This window comes from Buttiauxella izardii (genome assembly GCF_003601925.1).
In the GTDB taxonomy this organism is placed as follows: Bacteria; Pseudomonadota; Gammaproteobacteria; order Enterobacterales; family Enterobacteriaceae; genus Buttiauxella; species Buttiauxella izardii.
The window spans coordinates 223,781-245,352 of the sequence record NZ_QZWH01000006.1 but is presented as its reverse complement, the minus strand read 5'-3'; the positions used below and the strand labels follow the sequence as shown (position 1 = coordinate 245,352).

The following is a 21,572-nucleotide window of genomic DNA, read 5'->3' as shown; positions in this document are numbered from 1 at the left end:
TTTTTTGGTTTTTAGCCATAAGTGTGACGGGATTCAAAAATAGACAGGGAATCAGGACTTTTCTGTACAAAGAAAATGGATTTAGAGATAACTCCGTCACATTTGATAAGAAACATAAAACACAAATGAAAAATTACAATACTCCAATTAACATTCACAACATATAACTAGTGCCATATTCGTGATTTTAATAAAGGTGGATGCATGTCCGTGCTTACTGAAAAAATTACCAACAAAGAAAAACTGGGCTTTGGCCTTGGCGATGCGGCAAGCCACATCGTTTTTGATTCCTCCGTCGCTATTCTGGCTTATTTTTACACCAACATTTATGGCTTACCCCCAGCCGTAATGGGGACACTGTTTTTAGTTGTCCGGGTATTGGATGCGATTACCGACCCGATTATGGGTGCAATTGCCGACCAGACTAAAAGCCGTTGGGGTCGTTTCCGCCCATGGTTATTGATTATCTGCGTTCCCTTTGCTGTAAGTTGTGTGCTGGTTTATTCAACGCCAGACTTTGAGCAAACCGGTAAAATTGTTTATGCCGTCCTCGCTTATATATTCATGACGCTAATGTACACGGCGATTAATATCCCTTATTGCTCGCTGGGTGCCGCTATTACTTCTGACCCAAAAGAAAACTTGTCTTTGCAATCCTGGCGTTTCGCTATAGCGCCTATTGGCGGTGCGATGGGTACAGCATTGATTCTGCCGTTGGCTGATTTTATCTCGCCAGGCGACAGAGCTGCCGGTATGCAATGGGCGATGGGCCTCTTTGGCGTGATTGGCTGCATCATGTTCCTGATCTGTTTCCTTACTACTCGCGAACGTATTACGCCAGTGAAAGAAGAAAACCTGAATATAATGCGTGACGTGAAAGTATTATTAAAAAACGATCAGTGGCGTATTTTGTCGGTTTATAACCTGGCGATGCTGTGCGGTGTGGTGGTTCGTGGCAGCCTGTTAGTTTACTTTGTGCAATATATCCTCAATCAAGGTAGTGGCATTATTTCGATGTTTATGCTTGCCACAACGATTGCCGCCGTATTTGGTAGTTTGTTTGCCAAACATCTCGGTGGCTGGATGTGTAAAATCCGCGCCTCTATTTGGATTAACGTACTGAGCGCATTAGTCGGATTATTATTCCTCGTACTGCCAACCAATTATTGGATTCCCGCATTCCTGGTGCATATATTCCTGAATATACTGCAAGGCATTAACGCCCCGCTGCAATGGTCAATGATTACCGATGCCAATAACTATGGCGAATGGAAAACCCAGCGCCGTATTACCGGTATGAACGTCGCAGCAAATATCTTCATTATTAAATTAGGTGTCGCGATTGGTGGTGCATTAACCGGTTGGGGTCTGGCGGCATTTGGTTATCAGGCTGGCGTTGAACAGCAATCTGCCGAAGCTGTGCAGGGTGTGTTGATTCTGTTTACCGTACTGCCCGCTATTTTCTACTTGATTACCGCTATCTCGATTCGTTATTACAAACTGACCGAAGAGAGAATGAACGTGGTGGTGAGCGACCTTCGCGAAGGAAGATTCCAGAGCGAGAGCGAAGTCACTGGAGTGATGACGCCAGGAACCTTGTAATAAATGTATGGTAGGTCGGGCAAGCGCTTATCCGACCTACGAGATAATAAAGCTCCTCACAATGAGGAGCTTTTTTTTACTTATTCGTTTCTGCGAGGCTCAACCAGGTTTGCACCACGGTATCCGGGTTCAGAGAAAGACTATCAATCCCCTCTTCCATCAACCACACGGCAAAATCTTCATGGTCGGACGGACCCTGACCACAAATCCCAACGTATTTACCCTGTTTCTTCGCCGCTTTAATCGCCATCGATAACAGTGCCTTCACCGCATCGTTGCGCTCGTCAAACAGTTCAGAAACCACGCCAGAATCGCGATCCAGCCCCAGCGTCAACTGAGTCATATCGTTAGAACCGATTGAGAAACCATCGAAGTATTGCAGGAACTCATCGGCCAATAAGGCATTCGATGGGATCTCGCACATCATGATGATTTTCAGGCCGTTTTCACCGCGTTTCAGCCCCTGACGTTCCAGTTCTTCAACCACAGCTTTGGCTTGCGCCACGGTACGGACAAACGGCACCATCACTTCGACGTTGGTCAGGCCCATTTCGTTACGCACGCGTTTCATCGCCGCACATTCCAGCGCGAAGCAGTCGCGGAAGCTATCAGCAACATAACGCCCCGCGCCACGGAAGCCGAGCATCGGGTTTTCTTCTTCCGGCTCATAACGCTCGCCGCCGACCAGGTTGGCGTATTCGTTAGATTTGAAATCAGAAAGACGCACGATCACTCGCTTCGGCCAGAAGGCCGCGCCGAGTGTGGCGATCCCTTCCGTCAGGCGGCCAACATAAAACTCAACCGGGTCGTCATAACCCTTCATCATTTCGCGGATTTCGTTTTGAATCTGAGGCTCTTGCTGATCAAACTCCAACAACGCACGCGGGTGTACGCCAATCATGCGGTTGATGATGAATTCCAGACGCGCCAGCCCCACACCTTCGTTCGGTAAACAAGCGAAATCAAAGGCGCGGTCCGGGTTGCCGACGTTCATCATGATTTTGAGCGGCAGATCCGGCATGGTATCGACGGTGGAACTCTTGATGCTGAAATCCAGCAGTTCCTGGTAGACATAACCGGTGTCGCCTTCGGCGCAAGAAACCGTCACATTCTGGTCATCCGTCATGCGTTCGGTGGCGTCGCCGCAGCCGACCACTGCCGGAATACCCAGTTCACGGGCGATAATCGCCGCATGGCAAGTACGTCCACCACGGTTCGTGACAATAGCCGCCGCCTTTTTCATGATCGGTTCCCAGTCCGGGTCGGTCATGTCGGTGACTAACACGTCGCCCGGCTGAATGCGGTTCATTTCACTGATGTCGTGAATCACTTTCACCGGCCCCGCGCCAATGCGATGACCGATGGCACGCCCTTCAGCAATGATTTTGCCCTGAGAATGCAGCTGGTAACGCTCCATCACCTGGCCTTGCGAACGCACGGTTTCCGGACGCGCCTGAACAATAAACAACTTGCCCGTATGCCCGTCTTTCGCCCACTCGATATCCATCGGGCGGCCATAGTGTTTCTCGATTTGTACCGCTTGTTTCGCCAGTTCCTGCACTTCTTCCGGCGTGATAGAGAATTTATCGCGGTCGGCCTGCGGCACATCTTCGATGCGCACTTGCTTACCGTGTTCCTGACTTGGCGCGTACACCATACGGATTTTTTTAGAACCCATATTACGGCGCACAATCGACGGTTTACCCGCCGCAAGCGTTGGCTTGTGAACGTAGAATTCGTCCGGGTTGACCGCGCCCTGCACCACCATTTCGCCCAGGCCATAAGCGGAGGTGATAAACACCACCTGGTCGAAACCAGATTCGGTGTCGATGGAGAACAGTACGCCGGAAGAAGCAAGATCCGAACGCACCATACGCTGCACGCCCGCAGAGAGCGCAACGCCACGGTGGTCATAACCCTGGTGAACGCGATAAGAAATAGCGCGGTCGTTAAACAAGGACGCAAAGACGTGTTTCACGGCAATCAATACCGCGTCATAACCTTGCACATTGAGGAAAGTTTCTTGTTGTCCGGCAAACGACGCATCCGGCATGTCTTCGGCGGTGGCGGAGGAACGCACAGCGAAGGAAGCATCAGCATCGTCTGAGGAAAGTTGTTCGTAGGCGTCGTGAATGGCCTTTTCCAGCTCAGGCTGGAATGGCGTATCGATTATCCATTGACGGATTTGCGCGCCCGCTTTTGCAAGCTGAGTCACGTCATCAATATCCGTTTTATCCAGCAGCTCATAGATACGCTGGTTCACGCCACTTTGGTCAAGAAACAAGTTAAACGCTTCGGCCGTGGTGGCAAAACCATTCGGCACGGAAACACCCATGCCTGAAAGGTTAGTAATCATTTCACCCAAAGAGGCATTTTTGCCCCCGACCCTGTCTACATCATTCATGCCGAGTTGGTTGTACCAAAGCACCAGCGGTGACGAGTTGGACATCGAAACAATCCTTTTGTGATAGATGAATGGGTATTACATCTCTTTTAGATTGGCATATTTGTAGGGCGTAGTGAAACGGGTGAATCGTTCAAGCAAAATAAAAATTTGAAATTTTCAGATATATTTACCTTTTGCATAACCCATTGATTCTTAATTTAATCCCTATTTTAATAAGGGGTTAATGCAATTATAAAAATGAACCAGTGATTTCATTAAAAATAAAAACCACGTTTCACTTTTAAAAATGAAATGAGAATGATCCATCAGGCTAAGTTTTAATTTATGCTTCAGCGAAGGTCGAAACTTTCAGGATTGAAAAATGGATAACTCTGTAGATAGACAGGTTTTTTATATTTCCGACGGCACCGCGATTACCGCTGAAGTGCTCGGTCACGCGGTGATGTCGCAGTTCCCAGTGGCGATAAACAGTATTACCTTGCCGTTTGTCGAAAACGAAAGTCGGGCCAATGCGGTGAAAGAGCAAATTAATGCTATTTACCAGCAATCTGGCGTGCGTCCGCTGGTGTTCTACTCCATCGTTTTACCGGAAATTCGCGACATTATTTTGCAAAGTGAAGGTTTTTGTCAGGATATCGTGCAAGCGCTGGTTGCGCCTTTGCAGCAAGAATTGAAGCTTGAGCCAACGCCGATTGCCCACCGAACTCATGGCCTGAATCCAGGCAACTTAATCAAATATGATGCGCGTATCGCCGCCATTGATTACACGCTGGCGCATGATGACGGCATTTCAATGCGTAATCTCGACCAGGCGCAGGTGATTTTGCTCGGCGTGTCGCGCTGCGGGAAAACGCCAACCAGTTTGTATCTGGCGATGCAGTTTGGGATCCGTGCCGCAAACTACCCGTTTATTGCCGATGATATGGACAATATTCAACTGCCTGCGGTGCTCAAACCGCTGCAACACAAACTGTTTGGCCTGACGATCAACCCAGAACGCCTCGCCGCCATCCGCGAAGAACGTCGCGAAAACAGCCGTTATGCGTCAATGCGCCAGTGCCGCCTTGAAGTGGCGGAAGTGGAAGCGCTGTTTCGCAAGAACCAAATTCGTTACCTCAACAGCACCAATTATTCCGTTGAAGAGATGGCGACTAAGATCCTCGATATCATGGGTCTGAATCGCCGCATGTACTAACAAACTAGTTCAAAGGTGCAATTTTGTATGGTAGGGTGTACGCAATCTGGTGGTAACGATTCAGTTTTACGGTTGAATTCAACATAAATTGGTTTATCGTGACTGCCATCACTTCCCGGTATTCCTGCCGAGCTGAAGACAAAATTTTCTGAGACACCCAATGAATAAAACAGATGAATTGCGCACCGCGCGCATCGACAGTCTGGTTACACCTGCGGAACTGGCCCAGCGCCTGACCGTTTCGCAGGAAGTTGCGCAAAACGTAACTGCCGCACGTCGTCGTATCGAAAAAATCCTCAATGGCGAAGACAATCGCTTGTTGGTTATTGTTGGCCCTTGCTCAATTCATGACCTGGATGCAGCCATGGATTATGCCCATCGCCTGCAAACGGCGCGTGAAAAGCACCAACATCGCCTTGAGATTGTGATGCGCACTTATTTCGAGAAGCCGCGCACTGTTGTCGGCTGGAAAGGGTTAATTTCAGATCCGGATTTAAACGGTAGCTATCGTGTGAATCACGGCATTGAGCAGGCTCGTCGCTTGCTGTTGCAGGTGAACGAGCTGGGCGTTCCGACCGCCACTGAATTTCTCGATATGGTGACGGGTCAGTACATTGCCGATTTAATCAGTTGGGGCGCGATTGGCGCACGTACTACGGAAAGCCAGATCCACCGCGAAATGGCATCAGCCCTTTCCTGCCCGGTCGGCTTCAAAAATGGCACCGACGGCAATACGCGTATTGCGGTTGATGCGATTCGCGCCGCTCGCGCCAGCCATATGTTCCTCTCGCCGGACAAGCACGGCCAGATGACGATTTACCAGACCAGCGGCAATCCGTACGGCCATATTATTATGCGCGGTGGCAAACAGCCTAACTACCACGCAGCCGATATCGCCGCCGCTTGCGACAGCCTGCATGAATTTGATTTACCAGAACAACTGGTGATTGATTTCAGCCACGGCAACTGCCAGAAGCAGCATCGTCTCCAGTTAGAAGTGTGCGAAAACGTCTGTAACCAGATTCGCAACGGCTCACGCGCCATTGCAGGCGTGATGGCAGAAAGTTTTATCCGCGAAGGCACACAGAAGATTGTCGCCGGGCAACCGCTGGTTTACGGCCAGTCGATTACCGACCCTTGCCTGAACTGGGAAGACACTGAAACGCTGCTGGATATGCTGGCAGACGCGACGGACAGCCGCTTCTGATTTTTGAGCTCCTTCTCCTGGGGAGAAGGTTGGGATGAGGGTGTCTCATTTTGAAGCCACCCTCACCCCAGCCCTCTCCCTTAGGGAGAGGGGGTTTGCGCGCCCCTTACTTCCCCGATTTACTCAAAATTGATCCATTCACAAATTTCTTACAAATAACACTTGATGACGAAACACAGTTTATTGATAATGATTATCATTGTTACATCGATTGTCATTTGTATACAGAGTGAAACATGGATAAAACATTCGCCCCTACGAATTCGCAATCTGCGGCTGTTCCCCGTCAGATAGACAGTAAACTTCTGCTCGGCCCTGACGGACGCGTGGTGATTGTCCACGAAGGCCAACAATATCAATTACGTCAGACCCAGGCAGGAAAGTTAATCCTGACCAAATAAACCCTAAATAATCAGTTCCGCAAGCCACCCAGGTTATCCCAGGCAGCCAGCGCTTTTAATTTTTCCTATGGAGATTTGCGCATGCCTGCTTTACACACAGTCGGCTTCCGTCTGTCATTACTGACTGTTGCGGTTTTTTCTGCCCTGCCTGCCAGTGCCAAAGATGATCAAATGACCGTCGTCGCCACCGGCAACCAACGCAGCACTTTTGAAGCGCCGATGATGGTCACCGTCATTGATGGCGATACCCCTGAAGGCCAGACCTCTTCTTCCGCCGCCGATATGTTGCGTAAAGTGCCGGGGATTACCGCTTCCGGCTCTGGGCGTACCAACGGCCAGGATATCAATATGCGTGGTTACGACCGCCGTGGCGTATTGATGCTGGTTGACGGCGTTCGCCAGGGGACTGACACCGGGCACCTTAACAGCACATTTATCGACCCGGCGTTAATCAAACGTATCGAAGTGGTACGTGGCCCCGGCGCTTTGTTGTACGGCAGCGGTGCGTTGGGCGGTGTGATTTCTTACGAAACCGCCGATGCCAGCGATTTGTTGTATGAAGGCCAGAACAGTGGTTTCCGCGTTTTCGGCACTGGCGCAACGGGCGATCATAGTGTGGGAATGGGTGCCAGCGCCTTTGGCCGCACTGACAATCTTGATGGCCTTGTCGCCTGGTCAAGCCGTGACCGTGGGGATATTCGTCAGAGCGATGGCGAAACAGCACCCAACGATGAAAACATCAGTAACTTCCTGACCAAAGGCACCTGGTATATCGACCCGGCGCAATCTTTGGGCGGCTCTCTGCGTTACTACAATAACGCCGCTCAGGAACCGAAAAACCCGCAGGTCACCACGGCAGATCCAAGCAATCCGATGGTGGATCGCTCAACGATTCAGCGTGACGCGCAGTTGAAATACCATATCGGCCCTGACCAAAGCGACTGGCTGAATGCCGACGCTACCGCTTACTGGTCTGAGGCGCGTATCAACGCACAAGGCCAAACGGACGGCGCTGAATTCCGCAAACAAACCACCACTGGCGGCAAACTTGAAAACCGCAGCCACTTGTTTACCGACAGCTTCGCCGGGCATTTGCTGACTTACGGCGGTGAATATTATCGCCAGGATCAAAAACCGGGCGGCAATACCACCGGCTTCCCACAGGCCAATATCGACTTCGGTTCTGGCTGGTTGCAGGATGAAATCACTCTGCGCGACCTGCCGGTGTCGATTCTTGCGGGCACGCGTTACGACGATTACAGCGGCAGCAGCGACGGCTATGAAGATGTGAATGCCGACCAATGGTCATCTCGTGGTGCACTTTCTATTACGCCAACCGACTGGCTGATGTTGTTCGGCTCTTACGCGCAAGCCTTCCGCGCCCCAACAATGGGCGAGATGTATAACGACGCGAAACACTTCTCGATTGGCACGCGTTACACCAACTATTGGGTGCCGAACCCGAACCTGCGCCCGGAAACTAACGAAACCCAGGAATACGGTTTTGGCCTGCGCTTCGACGATTTAATGTTGGCTGACGACGGCATCGAGTTTAAAGCCAGCTACTTCGATACCAACGCGAAAGACTACATTTCCACCACCGTCGATTTCGCCAAAGCGACCACCATGTCCTACAACGTCCCGAATGCCAAAATCTGGGGTTGGGATATGACGGCGAAATATACCAGCACATGGTTTAGCCTGGACCTGGCGTACAACCGTACCCGTGGGAAAGACACCGATACCGGCGACTGGATTTCAAGCCTGAACCCGGACACTGTCACCAGCATTCTGGATGTTCCCGTAGCACAAAGCGGCTTCTCAGTGGGCTGGGTCGGCACATTTGCCGAGCGTTCAACGCACATCAGCAGCAGCTACAGCGCGCAGCCGGGCTACGGCGTGAACGATTTCTACATCAGTTATACCGGCCAGCAGCAACTGCGCGGGCTAACCACTTCCCTGGTACTGGGTAACGCCTTTGATAAGGAATACTGGTCACCACAGGGGCTCCCACAAGATGGCCGTAACGGCAAAATCTTCGTTAGTTATCAATGGTAAGGAAGCAAAATGACTCAGCGTTATGAAAACTGGTTGCAGCTCAAAAAAGAGAACCCTAAAAAATATGCTCGCGACATCGCTCGTCTGATGAATATCAGCGAAGCCGAACTGACTCATGCCCGCGTGGGGCATGATGCCTGGCGTTTAAAAGGTGAAGTGCGCGACATTCTGACGTCGCTGGAAAGCGTCGGCGAAATCAAGTCCATTTGCCGTAACGAATATGCGGTGCATGAACACATCGGGCGTTTTGAAAACCAGCAACTGCACGGCCATGCCGGGCTGGTGCTGAACCCGCGCGCGCTGGATTTGCGTCTGTTCCTGAATCAATGGGCTTTCGCCTTCCATGTTCGTGAAGAAACCGCGCGCGGCGAGCGTCAAAGTATTCAGTTCTTTGATCATCAGGGTGATGCGCTGCTGAAGGTGTATACCACCGACAACACGGATTTCGCGGCCTGGGGTCAGGTTCTGGCGACCTATATTTATGCCGATAACCCGGAGCTTGAGCTGCAAGCCCCGGAAGAAAGTGTGATGACGCCAGCCGTTGATGGCAAAGAAATTGAAGCTGAATGGCGTGCCATGCGTGACGTGCATCAGTTCTTTGGCCTGCTCAAACGCCACCAGCTCACGCGCCAACAGGCGTTCCGTCTGGTTGCTGAAGATCTTGCCTGCCAGGTGGATAACAGCGCGCTGGCACAACTGTTGGCGATGGCTAAACAAGACAAAAACGAAATCATGGTGTTTGTAGGCAACCGTGGCAGCGTGCAGATTTTCACTGGCACCGTTGAAAAAGTGGTGCCGATGGACAACTGGATTAACATCTTTAACCCGCAATTTACGCTGCATTTGCTGGCTGACACCATCGCTGAAAGCTGGGTAACCCGCAAACCCAGCGGTGACGGTTACGTCACCAGCCTGGAACTGTTTGCCGCCGATGGCACGCAAATCGCCCAGCTTTACGGCCAACGTACTGAAGGTGAACCAGAGCAACAACAGTGGCGCACCCAGCTTGAAGCGCTGGTCAACAAAGGGCTTGCCGCATGACACGCTGGTTAATTGCCCTGCTTGCATTGCCAGCAGTTGCCACCGCCAGTGAACGCGTGGTGGCGATTGGCGGTGACGTGACAGAAATTGCCTTTGCGTTAGGCGCGAGCGACCAGTTAGTCGCTCGCGACAGCACCAGTTTGCATCCGGCGGCGGCCACTCAACTGCCCGATGTGGGCTATATGCGTCAGCTCAATGCCGAAGGGATTCTGGCAATGCGCCCGACGCTGGTGCTGGCGAGCGCTCAGGCCAAACCGTCGCTGGCGCTTGAACAAGTCGCGAGCAGCCACGTCAAAGTCGTCACTATTCCGGCAACCAATTCGCTGGATGGCATTGATGACAAGATTGATGCCGTCGCGCAGGCGATGGGGAAAGCCGCTCAGGGTGAAACTTTGCGCAAGCAAGTGCATGAAAAACTGGCAGCGATTCCTGATAAACCGCTGCCGGTTAAAGTGCTGTTTATCATGAGTCACGGCGGCATGACTGCGATGGCAGCCGGACAAGAAACGGCAGCGGACGCCGCGATTCATGCCGCAGGTTTGCAAAATGCAATGCAAGGTTTCAAACGTTACCAGCCGATGTCGCAGGAAGGCGTGATTGCCAGCCAACCACAACTGGTTTTGGTGACTGCCGATGGCGTGAAAACCCTGGGCGGTGAAGACAACGTCTGGAATTTGCCAGGGCTTGCACAAACACCCGCCGGGAAAAATCGCCAGCTGTTAGTTGTCGATGATATGGCGCTGTTGGGTTTTGGCCTGCAAACGCCGGATGCGATTCTTGCACTACGTCATAAAGCGGAGCAATTGCCTTGATGCGTCGCCCCTTGCCTCAACGCGCCCTGTTCGCCATGGTTCTGGCGTTGTTAGCACTTTCTTTGGTTGCCGCCAATTTAGGTGCGATGCGGCTTTCTATTGCCGTTTTGTGGCAAGCGCAGGATGAAGCCTTACGCCATATTTGGCTCAACATTCGCCTGCCGCGTGTGCTCCTCGCCACATTGGTGGGCGGTGCGCTGGCGCTTTCAGGGTGCGTGATGCAGGGGCTGTTTCGCAATCCGCTTGCTGATCCGGGTTTGCTCGGGATCAGCAGCGGTGCGGCGCTGGCGGTTGGGTTTTCGGTGGTTCTGCCGATCGCCTTGCCCGTGGTGTTGGCGTTGTACGTTCCGATGCTGGCCGCATTTTTGGGCAGTATTGCCGTCACGCTGGTGATTTTCTTCCTGAGCCGCCAGGGCAATAACAGCCTTTCGCGGCTGCTGTTAGTCGGTATCGCGATTAACGCGTTATGCGGTGCGGCGGTGGGTGTGCTTTCGTGGATCAGCAACGACGCGCAGTTGCGCCAGTTATCGCTGTGGGGAATGGGCAGCCTCGGGCAGGCGCAGTGGTCAACGTTACTGGCTACCGCTTCGTTTATTGTTCCGGCATCAGTGGCTATCGCGTTTGCATCCAGACGCCTTAACCTTTTGCAGCTTGGCGACGAAGAGGCGCATTACCTTGGCGTTGATGTCAAAAAAACTCAGCGGCAATTACTGATTCTCAGCGCGCTTTTAGTGGCGGCAGCAGTTGCCGTCAGTGGCGTGATTGGTTTCGTGGGTCTGGTGGTTCCGCACCTGGTGCGGATGTGGCTCGGTGCCGATCATCGCTGGCTGATTCCAGGCTCGGTACTGGCTGGGGCGATGTTATTGCTGGTTGCCGACACCCTCGCCCGCACGCTGGTTGCTCCTGCGGAAATGCCCGTCGGCTTGCTGACCAGCCTGCTCGGTGGCCCGTGGTTTTTAGCACTCATTTTCCGTCAACGGAGAGAAACGGATGGCTGATTTACTCCTGGCGAGAAACGTCACGCTGCGCAGTGGCGAACGAAAGTTGCTCGATGATATTAATCTGACGCTGGCTACGGGCGAAGTGGTGGCATTAATCGGCCCGAACGGTGCCGGGAAATCCACTTTGCTGCGAGTGCTTACGGGATTTCAGTTGCCCGAAAGCGGCGCGATTTCCCTTGCCGGGCACCCGCTACAAGAGTGGTCTGGCGAGGCGCTATCACTTAAACGTGCAGTGATGCGCCAGCGCAGCGGCATGGCATTTAGTTGGGCGGTGGAAGATGTGATTGCCATGGGGCGAGCGCCGTGGCCCGAAAAGGATACCAAAGCAATCGTTCAGGAAGTGATGGCGTTGACGGGTTGCGACTCCCTCGCCGGACGGGATTTTTGCCAGCTTTCTGGCGGCGAGCAACAACGAGTGCAACTTGCTCGCGCACTGGCTCAGTTATGGCAGAACGGGCAACCGCACGGCTGGCTGTTTTTAGATGAACCCACTTCCGCACTCGATCTCTATCATCAGCAACATATTCTGCGTTTATTGCGCCGCTTATCGCTGATGGGGACGTTATCAGTTTGCGTAGTGCTGCATGATTTAAATCTGGCCGCACTATGGGCCGACCGGATTGTGTTGTTACATGAAGGGCGTCTGGTTGCCAGTGGTTCGCCACAAGAAGTGCTGAACGAATCAGTATTGCAGCATTGGTATCAGGCCGATTTACGGGTGTTCAATCATCCCGAACACCCGGTGCCACAGGTTTGGTTGCAGCAGTAATCGCGTTAACTCGAACAACTCACTTCGAGACGTTTGCCCCAGTCAGGTGGGCGCTGGGTTAAATCACTTGAATGATCGGCGAACGGGTTTTGTAATACTTCATGCAACTGCGCAAGAACACTAACATCACCTCGTTCGGCAGCATCAATTGCCCGCTGCGCCAGCCAGTTACGCAACACTACCGATGGATTGGCAGCTTTCATCGTCTGCTGCCGTTGCTCGTCGCTAATTTGCTCAGTCTGCAAACGGTCGCGATAACGGGTAAACCAGCTATCGAAACTGGCGCGGTCAATAAATTCATCGCGCAGCGGCGAGCTTGCCGAGTTCTGTTCGGTCAGGCTTAGCATGCGGAAGGTGCGCGTGTAGTCACTCCCCTCTTTTGCCATCAGCCCGAACATTTCAGTCAGTATTTCGTTGTCCGCCGTTTGCTCGGTTAACAGACCCAATTTCCCGCGCATCAATTCCCCGAAGGCTTTCATCAATGCGAATTGATAATGGTCGAGCAATTCGTTGAGCCACTCCACCGAAATAAACGGTGACAAAGTTTGCGCCAGGCGTTGCAGGTTCCACAATCCCACGGCGGGTTGATTATCAAAAGCGTAGCGCCCCTGATGGTCAGAATGGTTGCAGATAAAATCAGGCTGGTAATCGTCGAGGAAACCGTAGGGGCCGTAATCCATCGTCAGTCCGAGAATCGACATATTGTCAGTGTTCATCACGCCATGGGCGAAGCCAACTGTTTGCCAGTGGGCAATCATCTGCGCGGTGCGCTCAACAACATCACGGAACCAAAGCTGATATTTGTCTGCTTCATCAACCAGATGCGGCCAGTGATGAGCAATCACGTAATCCGCCAGTTGCTGGACTTTTTGCGGTTCACGGCGATAGTAAAAATGCTCAAAGTGACCGAAGCGAACATGGCTTTGCGCAATGCGAATCAGCATCGCACCTTGCTCGGTGGTTTCACGTTGCACTGGCGTGTCGCTGGTAACAATCGTGAGCGCGCGAGTGGTGGGAACGCCCAAACCGTGCATCGCTTCACTGGCGAGAAATTCACGAATCGTTGAACGCAACACCGCGCGCCCATCGCCCATACGTGAATATGGCGTGAGCCCCGCCCCTTTCAGGTGCCAGTCGAATTTACGCCCGTCTGCCAGTTGTTGTTCACCAAGCAAAATTCCGCGCCCGTCGCCCAGTTGCCCTGCCCAGACACCAAACTGATGCCCGCTATAAACTTGCGCGAGGGGCTGCATTCCCGGCAGCAGCGTTTCGCCACTCCAGATACCGCTGTGAGTTTCATCAAACAGCGAGTCATCAAGCCCAAGGTCATCGGCCAGCGGACGGTTATGGTAAAACAAGCGCGCATTATGCAGCGGCGTTGGCTTAAGAGCCGTATAGAAGCCGGACAATTCATCGTGCCAGCTATTATTGAATACAGGTTTATGGGTCATGGATCCTCCTGCCGATAGTGTAGTGCTTGTGTGAAGTTTTAAACACGGCACATTGGCAGGGGTATTCCATTAATGCAGAGAATAAGGATGAAGCCAGTCGATCAGTGCATTTGAGGGAATGCCAGGCCAGTAATTACCCTGCATTGCGAAGTCCGATAATTTCAGCACTGTTTGGCGAGCGGCGGCATCTTCAATACCGTTAATCACCAGAGTCTGGCAAAACGGTGAAAGCTGTGCCAGCAAAGCCATCATAAAAGGCTCAAAAGAACGTTGTTTAATTTGTTTGTGAATAAATACTTTATCCAAAAAAACACGTTTAAATAAGCCGTCGAAAATCGGTTTGGTGGTCGCAATGCCGGCACCAAAATTAGCCAGCGCTAATGGATAATGCTTAATCATTGCCATTAGCCGGGCATTTTCATTGCCAAGATTAAGTTCGGGAAAGTTCTCATTGATTGAAAATTCAATGAAAGAAAGCTGCACCAGCTGGGAAAGCAGCTCGGTACTGGCTAAAATCGCGTCAACAATTACCACGCTTATATTAACCCACACAACTATTCTTTCAGCCTTAAAGAACTCTTGATAGTTTTCGAGTAATTCTATTTGTTCTTTGAATAATATTAATTGCTGATCGGGCGTAATTACTGTTGTGACTAATTCTGTTGGAATACGTACTGGCGCATCAATCCCAACAAAATTAACTAATAATTCAATGCCTAAAACCTCATCACCCGGCAAGTAAACTGGCTGAAAGTAAAAATCTGAACGATATTGTGTTTCAAGTTCCAGGATCATGGTGCCAGCCGTGTATCAAAAGGGGTGGAGGGTATCGCAGCACAATGAACATCCAGCATTAACTGGATTGATTTTAAAAGTATTAAGCGCAAGTTCATCCCTGAGTCTTTATCAGAATTATTTTTGAATTTATTTTATATTATCCTGGTTATCTTACTATCGCCAGTTTTAGCGAATAACTCGAACCGATTCACGAGAGATTATCTCGGGAGAAAAAGATTCATTCTCACAATCATTATCCAATAATTTCCGGATAGCGAAACGAGCCATTTCACTTATCGGGAAATGCACACTGGTCATTGCCGGACGCACAAATGCGGCACGCTCCCCACTATCATAACAAATAAGCGAGATATCCTGGGGAATTCGCAGCCCACGTTCGGTGATAGCCAGCATGGCTCCAATCGCCAGTTCTTCGTTACAACAATAAATAGCCGTCGGGCGCGTATTTTCAAGCAGTTGTGCGGCCAGTTCATAGCCACTGGGCATATCATACTCACCACCCAAAACTGCCACGGGTTCTAATTTTGCCCGCGCCATGGCATCAATAAACCCCTGCCTGCGCAACATGCTTGAGGAACGCGTATTCGGCCCGTGCAAACAGGCAATTTCTGTATGGCCTGCATCAATAAAAACCTGAGTCGCGAGCGCACTCGCAGCACGATGATCAAACACGACGCAACGCTGTTCGAGGCCGGGAACATCCCGATCTAATACGATAAATTTTTTTTCTCGCTCGGCCAGTTGGTTAAGTGTTTCATCACTGATGGCACGGACGTGTAATACCAGCCCATCGCAGCGCAGATTGAAAAGCCGCGAAATCGCATTGAGTTCTTTCTCGGCCGTGTCCCGCCCTTGCGTCACCAGTAACTGTTTACCGTGTAGCTCCGCTTCACTTTGCACGGTGTCCATTAAGGCACCGAAGAAACCTCCGCGATATGACGTGGTTACTAAACCGAGAGTATGACTTTGGCTGGAGGCTAACGCGCGAGCGGCAGGATTAGGGGAATAACCCAGTTCAATAATGGCAGCTTCAACTTTGACTCGCGTCTGGGATCTGACTTTAGTATCGCCATTCACCACGCGTGAAACGGTTGCCCGGGATACACCTGCACTGGCGGCAACATCTTCCAGAGTAACCATGAACTGTCCTTTCAAGGAGAGGCTAGATGCGGCGAGCCTGCCAGAATTTTTTGCTCCAGTAGACGTTATCTAACGACGAACGCATAACGCCACGGCTGGTCGAGGCATGAATAAATTGGTTATCAGTATCGTAAATACCGACGTGCAAGCCACTTTCGCCAGACCCCGTTTTGAAGAATACCAGGTCGCCCGGAAGCAGATCGTCTTTATCGATTTCAGTTCCAATCTTCGCTTGCTGCTTTGTTTCACGCGGCAATTGTAGCTCGAACCGGTCGCGGAAAGTAATTGACACAAAGCCGGAGCAATCAACGCCACGACGACTCATTCCACCATAACGATACGGTGTTCCATGCCATCCGCTTAGTTGATCATTAAGTGTCGCAATGACCGTTATCGAGTCCGAGAGACGAGAATTTGGCGGCGGCGCATGATGGCTACACCCTGCAAGTACCAGACATGCTACAAGAAGAATCCACACACGCATTTCAGGCTAATCCTCACCCGTTTATAATTTCCAGTAATTTAGCGCTTACCTATGATTTGGTGCAAGTTTTTACCATCATTAAAGCGGGGCTATTAGCATACTGTGCCCTTCAATCTGCAATCGGCGGAAGTGCATGTTATAAGCTGTCGCTAAATGTTGCGGTGACAGCACTTCATCCCGACTTCCCTGCGCAATCATTTTACCTGCCCGCAATAACCAGACGGTGTGCGCATGACGCAAACTGTGGTTCAAATCATGGCTGCTCATCACCACTGCAATGCCCGCTTCACACAACGCCACCAGGATTCTATCCAGCGCGGTTTGTTGAGCGACATCCAGGCTATTCATCGGCTCGTCTAATAAAAGTAGACGCCCTTGCGGATTAATTTCAGGGTGAATTTGCAGAACGACGGCGGCCAGACGAACGCGCTGCCACTCCCCGCCCGAAAGCTGATTCACGCTGCGGGTGAGTTTGTCGGCCAGACCGAGCGTTTCCACCAGGTTGAGCATTACCGTGTCTGTTGGGCCGAGCGTTTGATGAAGCTGTAGATAGTGCCAGACCGGCATAGAAAACGGCGGCATCTGTTGCTGAGACAGATAAGCGCGGTGGCGTGCCAGTTGCGTCGGCTGCCAGTCATTCAGTTCACGCTCAAGGAAGGTAATTTTCCCGGCACCTGAACTTAAACCCGCAGCACGCGTGAGCAAAGTACTTTTCCCGGCTCCGTTTGGCCCCACTAAATGCACCAGTTCGCCAGCCTGAACCGTGGCGGAAATCGGCCCAAGCCGCTCCGCCACCGCTATTTCATTAAGTTGCAACAACGGCATTATCTGGCCAACGCCGACTTAATCGCACTCACAACAATCGGATCTTCAGGTTTCATATCTGGAGCAAAACGTTGAATCACCTGACCATCGCGGCCAATCAGGAATTTTTCGAAATTCCACAGAATGTCGCCAGTCTGAGCTGGAGCCAATCCTTTGCCGCTGATTTTTTCCAGGAAACCACTGCCTTCTGGCGCAGTCGCTTGCGGCGCTGCTGCAGTCAGTTTTGCATAGAGTGGATGGCGGTTTTCGCCGTTAACATCCACCTTGCTGAACATCGGGAAGGTCACACCGTAAGTGGTGCTGCAAAACGTTTTAATATCTTCTTCGCTACCCGGTTCCTGCCCCAGGAACTGGTTGCAAGGGAAGCCCAAAACGGTAAAACCATCGTGCTCGAGCTCTTTTTGCAGGTTTTCCAATTGTTCGTATTGCACGGTCAGGCCACATTTAGAGGCAACGTTCACCACCAGCAGCACTTTCCCTTTCCAGTTTTCGAGCGTGGTCGTTTCACCATCAATGGTCGTAACTTGAGTGTTCAGAATGTCTTGCATTGTTTACCCCTGAATTGAACTACATTGATTATTTCCCAGCCTTTAATAATAGCCAGATAAATACAGGTGCGCCTAAAGTTGCGGTCACGACGCCTATCGGTAATTCTGCGGAAGCCAGTGCCAGACGCGCAATCACATCGGCACCCAATAACACGGTAGCACCTGCCAGCGCGCTAGTGGGCAGTAAAATACGGTGATCGGTTAAGCCTTTGAGGCGCAGCATATGGGGAATGACCAGGCCGATAAAACCAATCGCCCCGGCAAGCGCCACGCTCACTCCCACCAGCCAGCCGGTGGCAATCACCAAAATATTGCGCCACATCCAGACGGGTAAACCTAGCTGTCGGGCGGATATTTCGCCCAATGCCATTAAATTGAGTGGCGCGTAGTTGCGGCATAACCATAGCATCACAGGCAATAAAGTGATCATTAGCCACCACTGCCGCCAATCCACGCCGCCAAATCCGCCCATCATCCAGTACATTAACTGGCGCAAATCGAGGCTACTGCTGAAATAAATGGCCCAGGTCATGAGTGCGCTACAAATGATCCCCAGCGCCACACCGGCAAGCAGCAAACGGCTATTAGAAAGATGGCGCCGCGAAAAGCGCAGCAGGATAAATGTGATAATCAGCGCGCCAGCAATCGCACAAATACCCAACACCCAACTCGGCAACATGCCTTGCCCGAGTAGTACCGCCGCCACCAATGCGACACCCGCCCCATTGGAGACACCTAATAGTCCGGGCTCTGCCAGGGGGTTTTCAAAAAGCGCTTGCATGATGGTGCCAGAAATCGCCAGTGCTGCGCCCACCAGCAAAACCGCTAATGTGCGTGGCAGGCGAATTTGCCAGATAAACAGTTGCGCATCCTCGCGCATCCAGTGTTGAGGGGCAAACCATTGATCCCCGGCACTCAAACTCAGCACTACCATTCCCAACATTGTGGCAAATAATGCGAGTAGCCAACGGCGTTCGAGAGAGCGTTGTCGCGCAACAAAAGTGTGCATCTGGATAATAAGATCCAATTAGTAACATTTCATAAAATTGATTTTACGGGGGAATTTCCGTGCAGGACAAGAAGAAAAGAAAAAGGCCGCTGGAAGCGGCCTTTTTGGTTAACTCAGGTTACTCGTCTTTTGGCGACGCGTTTTCAACCCTACTTTTCAACTTCTGACCAGGTCGGAAAGTCACAACACGGCGAGCCGTGATAGGAATATCTTCACCAGTCTTCGGGTTACGCCCGGGACGTTGGTTTTTATCGCGTAAGTCAAAATTACCAAAGCCTGATAGCTTAACCTGCTCACCGTTTTCCAGAGCGCGACGGATCTCTTCGAAAAACAGCTCTACCAACTCTTTAGCATCACGTTTGCTAAGCCCTAGCTTATCAAACAGATATTCTGACATTTCAGCTTTTGTAAGCGCCATACGTTCAATCCCTCAATGATGCCTGGAATCGCTCTTTTAATGCCTCTACGCATTTTGCAACGGTAGCGGCAATCTCCTCTTCTTCGAGTGTACGGCCCGTATCCTGCAGGATAAGGCTTATGGCAAGGCTCTTATAGCCTTCGGCTACGCCTTTGCCACGGTACACATCAAATAAGTTTACGCCAACTACCTGATTTGCGCCAACTTTCTTACACTCGACCAAAATATCTGCTGCGGGAACGTTTTCAGCGACCACAACAGCGATGTCGCGACGGTTCGCAGGGTAGCGCGAAATTTCAGCCGATTCAGGCACAGCGCGGTCTGCGAGCTTGTTCCACAGCACTTCGAACACCAGAGTACGGCCATTGAGTGACAGCTTGCGTTCGAGTTCTGGATGCACAACACCAATGAAACCAACGTATTCGCCGCGTAAATAAATTGCAGCACTTTGGCCTGGATGCAACGCAGGGTTGGTTGCAGCTTTAAATTCGATGTCAGAAAGCTTACCAGTAAGATCCAATACCGCTTCCAGATCGCCCTTCAGATCATAGAAGTCGACGCCGTTACGCGCCAGATCCCAATGCTCTTCGTAGCGGTTACCACAAATCGCGCCAGCCAGCATAAGATCCTGACGGATACCCAGGTCTGCCTGAGTATCAGGAACAAAGCGCAAGCCTGATTCAAAGATACGCACGCGTGCCTGCTGGCGGTTTTGGTTATAGACCACCGTATTGAGCAGGCCTGTCAGCAAGGATAAACGCATTGCTGACATTTCGCTGGAAATTGGGCTTGGCAGAATCAGATTTTCTTCACCCGGATGCAGCAGTTGTTGAACTTTAGGATCAACAAAGCTGTAAGTGATCACTTCCTGGTAGCCTTTATCGACCAGCATGGTTTTCACACGCTTGAGCGACAAGTCTGCTTCGCGATGGCTGCCCATGATCAGACCCGCTTGCACAGGCTCATTTGGGATGCTGTTGTAGCCATATACACGCGCCACTTCTTCAACCAGATCTTCTTCAATCTGCATATCGAAGCGCCAGCTTGGTGCGACTGCCGTCCACTGGTTGTCACCTTCAGTCACTTCACAACCTAAGCGGCGCAGGATATCGCTAACCTGTGCATCTTCAATGTGATGACCGATCAGACGATCCAGTTTGCTGCGACGCAGAGTAATTGTGGCAGCTTTTGGCAGATGTGCTTCGTTAGTCACGTCAATAACCGGACCGACTTCACCACCGCAGATATCAGTCAACAGGCGAGTTGCACGCTCCATGGCTTTATATTGCAGAGCTGAATCCACACCACGCTCATAACGATGAGAAGCATCGGTATGCAGGCCATGGCGACGCGCACGACCGGTGATGGACAGCGGGCTGAAGAATGCACATTCCAGCAGCACGTCTTGAGTTTCATCATTTACGCCAGAATGTTCGCCACCAAAGATACCGCCCATTGCCAGTGCTTTGTTGTGGTCAGCGATAATCAGCGTATCTGCATTCAGCTTCGCTTCGTTGCCGTCCAGCAGCGTCAGGGTTTCGCCCTCTTCCGCCATGCGTACCACGATGCCACCTTCGATGCGGTTCAGATCGAACGCGTGCATCGGCTGGCCCAACTCAAGCAGAACGTAGTTCGTGACATCAACCACAGCATCGATAGAACGAATACCGCAGCGACGCAGTTTCTCTTTCATCCACAGCGGAGTTGGCGCTTTAACATTGATGCCTTTAACCACACGGCCCAGGTAACGTGGGCACGCTTCTGGCGCATCAACGCGAATTGGCAGCGTATCGTTAATTGTCGCGGCCACGGCTGGCATTTCTGGCTCGTGCAACGGCAACTGGTTCACTACCGCAACATCGCGGGCAACACCGATAATTCCGAGGCAGTCGGCACGGTTTGGTGTGACGCTGATTTCGATAGTGTTGTCGTCAAGCTTCAGGTATTCACGGATGTCAGTGCCAATTGGCGCATCCAGCGGCAGCTCGATAATACCGTTGTGATCGTCGGAAATGCCCAGCTCTGAGAAAGAGCACAGCATGCCTTCAGAAGGTTCGCCACGCAGTTTCGCCGCTTTAATTTTAAAATCACCTGGCAGTACAGCGCCAACCGTTGCCACAGCAACTTTCAGGCCTTGACGGCAGTTTGGTGCGCCACAAACGATGTCTAACAGACGATCGCCACCGACATTGACCTTCGTTACACGCAGTTTGTCTGCATTTGGATGTTGGCCGCACTCAACCACTTCACCCACCACGACGCCATTGAAGGCACCGGCAACGGCATCAACACCATCAACTTCCAGACCAGCCATAGTGATTTGGCTGGAAAGCTCTTCACTGCTGTTGGCTGGATTTACCCATTCGCGTAACCAGAGTTCACTGAATTTCATTGGATATCCCGCCC

The 21,572-nt window shown here is 51.5% G+C and carries 19 protein-coding genes; 9 read left to right on the top strand and 10 right to left on the bottom strand.

Annotated features, from left to right (window positions below; all coding sequences use genetic code 11):
• Nucleotides 1-204 precede the first annotated feature (204 nt).
• Nucleotides 205-1,602 (top strand): glycoside-pentoside-hexuronide (GPH):cation symporter, encoded by a 1,398-nt coding sequence (locus tag D6029_RS04340; protein WP_120063582.1) that lies wholly within the window; start codon nucleotides 205-207, stop codon nucleotides 1,600-1,602.
• Between the two features lie 76 nt (nucleotides 1,603-1,678).
• On the opposite strand, the gene ppsA is transcribed toward D6029_RS04340, so the two are convergent.
• Nucleotides 1,679-4,051 carry a phosphoenolpyruvate synthase gene (gene ppsA, locus D6029_RS04335; RefSeq protein ID WP_120063581.1) on the bottom strand — a complete coding sequence of 791 codons (2,373 nt, stop codon included), beginning with the start codon at nucleotides 4,049-4,051 and terminating at the stop codon, nucleotides 1,679-1,681.
• Between the two features lie 319 nt (nucleotides 4,052-4,370).
• Between ppsA and ppsR the strand changes: the two genes are divergently transcribed.
• The 8 genes from ppsR (at nucleotide 4,371) to D6029_RS04295 (ending at nucleotide 12,493) form a co-directional block, all read left to right on the top strand.
• On the top strand, nucleotides 4,371-5,204 hold the full coding sequence (gene ppsR / locus D6029_RS04330; RefSeq protein ID WP_120063580.1) for a posphoenolpyruvate synthetase regulatory kinase/phosphorylase PpsR: 834 nt from the start codon (nucleotides 4,371-4,373) through the stop codon (nucleotides 5,202-5,204).
• Nucleotides 5,205-5,364: 160 nt separating this feature from the next.
• Entirely contained in the window at nucleotides 5,365-6,411 is a 1,047-nt protein-coding gene (gene aroH / locus D6029_RS04325) for a 3-deoxy-7-phosphoheptulonate synthase AroH (protein WP_120063579.1), read from the top strand.
• Nucleotides 6,412-6,647: 236 nt separating this feature from the next.
• Nucleotides 6,648-6,812, top strand: coding sequence for a hemin uptake protein HemP (gene hemP / locus D6029_RS04320; RefSeq protein ID WP_120063578.1), 165 nt, complete (start codon nucleotides 6,648-6,650; stop codon nucleotides 6,810-6,812).
• A gap of 81 nt (nucleotides 6,813-6,893) precedes the next feature.
• Entirely contained in the window at nucleotides 6,894-8,870 is a 1,977-nt protein-coding gene (locus D6029_RS04315; protein WP_120063577.1) for a TonB-dependent hemoglobin/transferrin/lactoferrin family receptor, read from the top strand.
• 9 nt (nucleotides 8,871-8,879) lie between these two features.
• A complete protein-coding gene (locus tag D6029_RS04310) occupies nucleotides 8,880-9,911 on the top strand; it encodes a hemin-degrading factor (protein WP_120063576.1) in 1,032 nt (343 codons plus the stop codon).
• Nucleotides 9,908-10,723 (top strand): heme/hemin ABC transporter substrate-binding protein, encoded by an 816-nt coding sequence (locus tag D6029_RS04305; RefSeq protein ID WP_120063575.1) that lies wholly within the window; start codon nucleotides 9,908-9,910, stop codon nucleotides 10,721-10,723. Before D6029_RS04310 ends, D6029_RS04305 begins: the two co-directional genes overlap by 4 nt.
• Entirely contained in the window at nucleotides 10,723-11,721 is a 999-nt protein-coding gene (locus tag D6029_RS04300; protein WP_167455965.1) for a FecCD family ABC transporter permease, read from the top strand. Before D6029_RS04305 ends, D6029_RS04300 begins: the two co-directional genes overlap by 1 nt.
• A complete protein-coding gene (locus D6029_RS04295) occupies nucleotides 11,714-12,493 on the top strand; it encodes a heme ABC transporter ATP-binding protein (RefSeq protein ID WP_120063574.1) in 780 nt (259 codons plus the stop codon). The genes D6029_RS04300 and D6029_RS04295 overlap by 8 nt, the downstream gene beginning before the upstream one ends.
• A 5-nt stretch (nucleotides 12,494-12,498) precedes the next feature.
• Here D6029_RS04295 and selO read toward each other — a convergent pair whose 3' ends face one another.
• The 9 genes from selO to pheT form a co-directional block, all read right to left on the bottom strand.
• A complete protein-coding gene (gene selO / locus D6029_RS04290) occupies nucleotides 12,499-13,944 on the bottom strand; it encodes a protein adenylyltransferase SelO (protein ID WP_120063573.1) in 1,446 nt (481 codons plus the stop codon).
• A gap of 69 nt (nucleotides 13,945-14,013) precedes the next feature.
• A complete protein-coding gene (locus D6029_RS04285; protein ID WP_120063572.1) occupies nucleotides 14,014-14,739 on the bottom strand; it encodes an EAL domain-containing protein in 726 nt (241 codons plus the stop codon).
• Nucleotides 14,740-14,907: 168 nt separating this feature from the next.
• Nucleotides 14,908-15,882, bottom strand: coding sequence for a LacI family DNA-binding transcriptional regulator (locus tag D6029_RS04280; protein ID WP_120063571.1), 975 nt, complete (start codon nucleotides 15,880-15,882; stop codon nucleotides 14,908-14,910).
• A 22-nt stretch (nucleotides 15,883-15,904) separates the two neighbouring features.
• Nucleotides 15,905-16,366: an NlpC/P60 family protein gene (locus tag D6029_RS04275; RefSeq protein WP_120063570.1), complete on the bottom strand. Its 462-nt coding sequence runs from the start codon at nucleotides 16,364-16,366 to the stop codon at nucleotides 15,905-15,907.
• Between the two features lie 78 nt (nucleotides 16,367-16,444).
• Nucleotides 16,445-17,194: a vitamin B12 ABC transporter ATP-binding protein BtuD gene (btuD, locus tag D6029_RS04270; protein WP_147365219.1), complete on the bottom strand. Its 750-nt coding sequence runs from the start codon at nucleotides 17,192-17,194 to the stop codon at nucleotides 16,445-16,447.
• Nucleotides 17,191-17,739 carry a glutathione peroxidase gene (locus tag D6029_RS04265; RefSeq protein WP_120063568.1) on the bottom strand — a complete coding sequence of 183 codons (549 nt, stop codon included), beginning with the start codon at nucleotides 17,737-17,739 and terminating at the stop codon, nucleotides 17,191-17,193. Before D6029_RS04265 ends, btuD begins: the two co-directional genes overlap by 4 nt.
• Nucleotides 17,740-17,767: 28 nt before the next feature.
• The gene (btuC, locus tag D6029_RS04260) at nucleotides 17,768-18,748 is read right to left on the bottom strand and encodes a vitamin B12 ABC transporter permease BtuC (protein WP_120063757.1); all 981 of its coding nucleotides are present in this window, start codon (nucleotides 18,746-18,748) and stop codon (nucleotides 17,768-17,770) included.
• A 118-nt stretch (nucleotides 18,749-18,866) separates the two neighbouring features.
• Nucleotides 18,867-19,166, bottom strand: a complete 300-nt coding sequence (gene ihfA / locus D6029_RS04255; protein WP_001229265.1) for an integration host factor subunit alpha — start codon at nucleotides 19,164-19,166, stop codon at nucleotides 18,867-18,869.
• A 4-nt stretch (nucleotides 19,167-19,170) separates the two neighbouring features.
• Entirely contained in the window at nucleotides 19,171-21,558 is a 2,388-nt protein-coding gene (gene pheT, locus D6029_RS04250) for a phenylalanine--tRNA ligase subunit beta (RefSeq protein WP_120063567.1), read from the bottom strand.
• Nucleotides 21,559-21,572 lie beyond the last annotated feature (14 nt).

Excerpts from the sequence above, each read along its gene's own strand:
- D6029_RS04340 (WP_120063582.1), top strand. The coding sequence starts at position 205 with ATGTCCGTGCTTACTGAAAAAATTACCAACAAAGAAAAACTGGGCTTT.
- ppsA (WP_120063581.1), bottom strand. The coding sequence starts at position 4,051 with ATGTCCAACTCGTCACCGCTGGTGCTTTGGTACAACCAACTCGGCATG.
- ppsR (WP_120063580.1), top strand. The coding sequence starts at position 4,371 with ATGGATAACTCTGTAGATAGACAGGTTTTTTATATTTCCGACGGCACC.
- aroH (WP_120063579.1), top strand. The coding sequence starts at position 5,365 with ATGAATAAAACAGATGAATTGCGCACCGCGCGCATCGACAGTCTGGTT.
- hemP (WP_120063578.1), top strand. The coding sequence starts at position 6,648 with ATGGATAAAACATTCGCCCCTACGAATTCGCAATCTGCGGCTGTTCCC.
- D6029_RS04315 (WP_120063577.1), top strand. The coding sequence starts at position 6,894 with ATGCCTGCTTTACACACAGTCGGCTTCCGTCTGTCATTACTGACTGTT.
- D6029_RS04310 (WP_120063576.1), top strand. The coding sequence starts at position 8,880 with ATGACTCAGCGTTATGAAAACTGGTTGCAGCTCAAAAAAGAGAACCCT.
- D6029_RS04305 (WP_120063575.1), top strand. The coding sequence starts at position 9,908 with ATGACACGCTGGTTAATTGCCCTGCTTGCATTGCCAGCAGTTGCCACC.
- D6029_RS04300 (WP_167455965.1), top strand. The coding sequence starts at position 10,723 with ATGCGTCGCCCCTTGCCTCAACGCGCCCTGTTCGCCATGGTTCTGGCG.
- D6029_RS04295 (WP_120063574.1), top strand. The coding sequence starts at position 11,714 with ATGGCTGATTTACTCCTGGCGAGAAACGTCACGCTGCGCAGTGGCGAA.
- selO (WP_120063573.1), bottom strand. The coding sequence starts at position 13,944 with ATGACCCATAAACCTGTATTCAATAATAGCTGGCACGATGAATTGTCC.
- D6029_RS04285 (WP_120063572.1), bottom strand. The coding sequence starts at position 14,739 with ATGATCCTGGAACTTGAAACACAATATCGTTCAGATTTTTACTTTCAG.
- D6029_RS04280 (WP_120063571.1), bottom strand. The coding sequence starts at position 15,882 with ATGGTTACTCTGGAAGATGTTGCCGCCAGTGCAGGTGTATCCCGGGCA.
- D6029_RS04275 (WP_120063570.1), bottom strand. The coding sequence starts at position 16,366 with ATGCGTGTGTGGATTCTTCTTGTAGCATGTCTGGTACTTGCAGGGTGT.
- D6029_RS04265 (WP_120063568.1), bottom strand. The coding sequence starts at position 17,739 with ATGCAAGACATTCTGAACACTCAAGTTACGACCATTGATGGTGAAACG.
- btuC (WP_120063757.1), bottom strand. The coding sequence starts at position 18,748 with ATGCACACTTTTGTTGCGCGACAACGCTCTCTCGAACGCCGTTGGCTA.
- ihfA (WP_001229265.1), bottom strand. The coding sequence starts at position 19,166 with ATGGCGCTTACAAAAGCTGAAATGTCAGAATATCTGTTTGATAAGCTA.
- pheT (WP_120063567.1), bottom strand. The coding sequence starts at position 21,558 with ATGAAATTCAGTGAACTCTGGTTACGCGAATGGGTAAATCCAGCCAAC.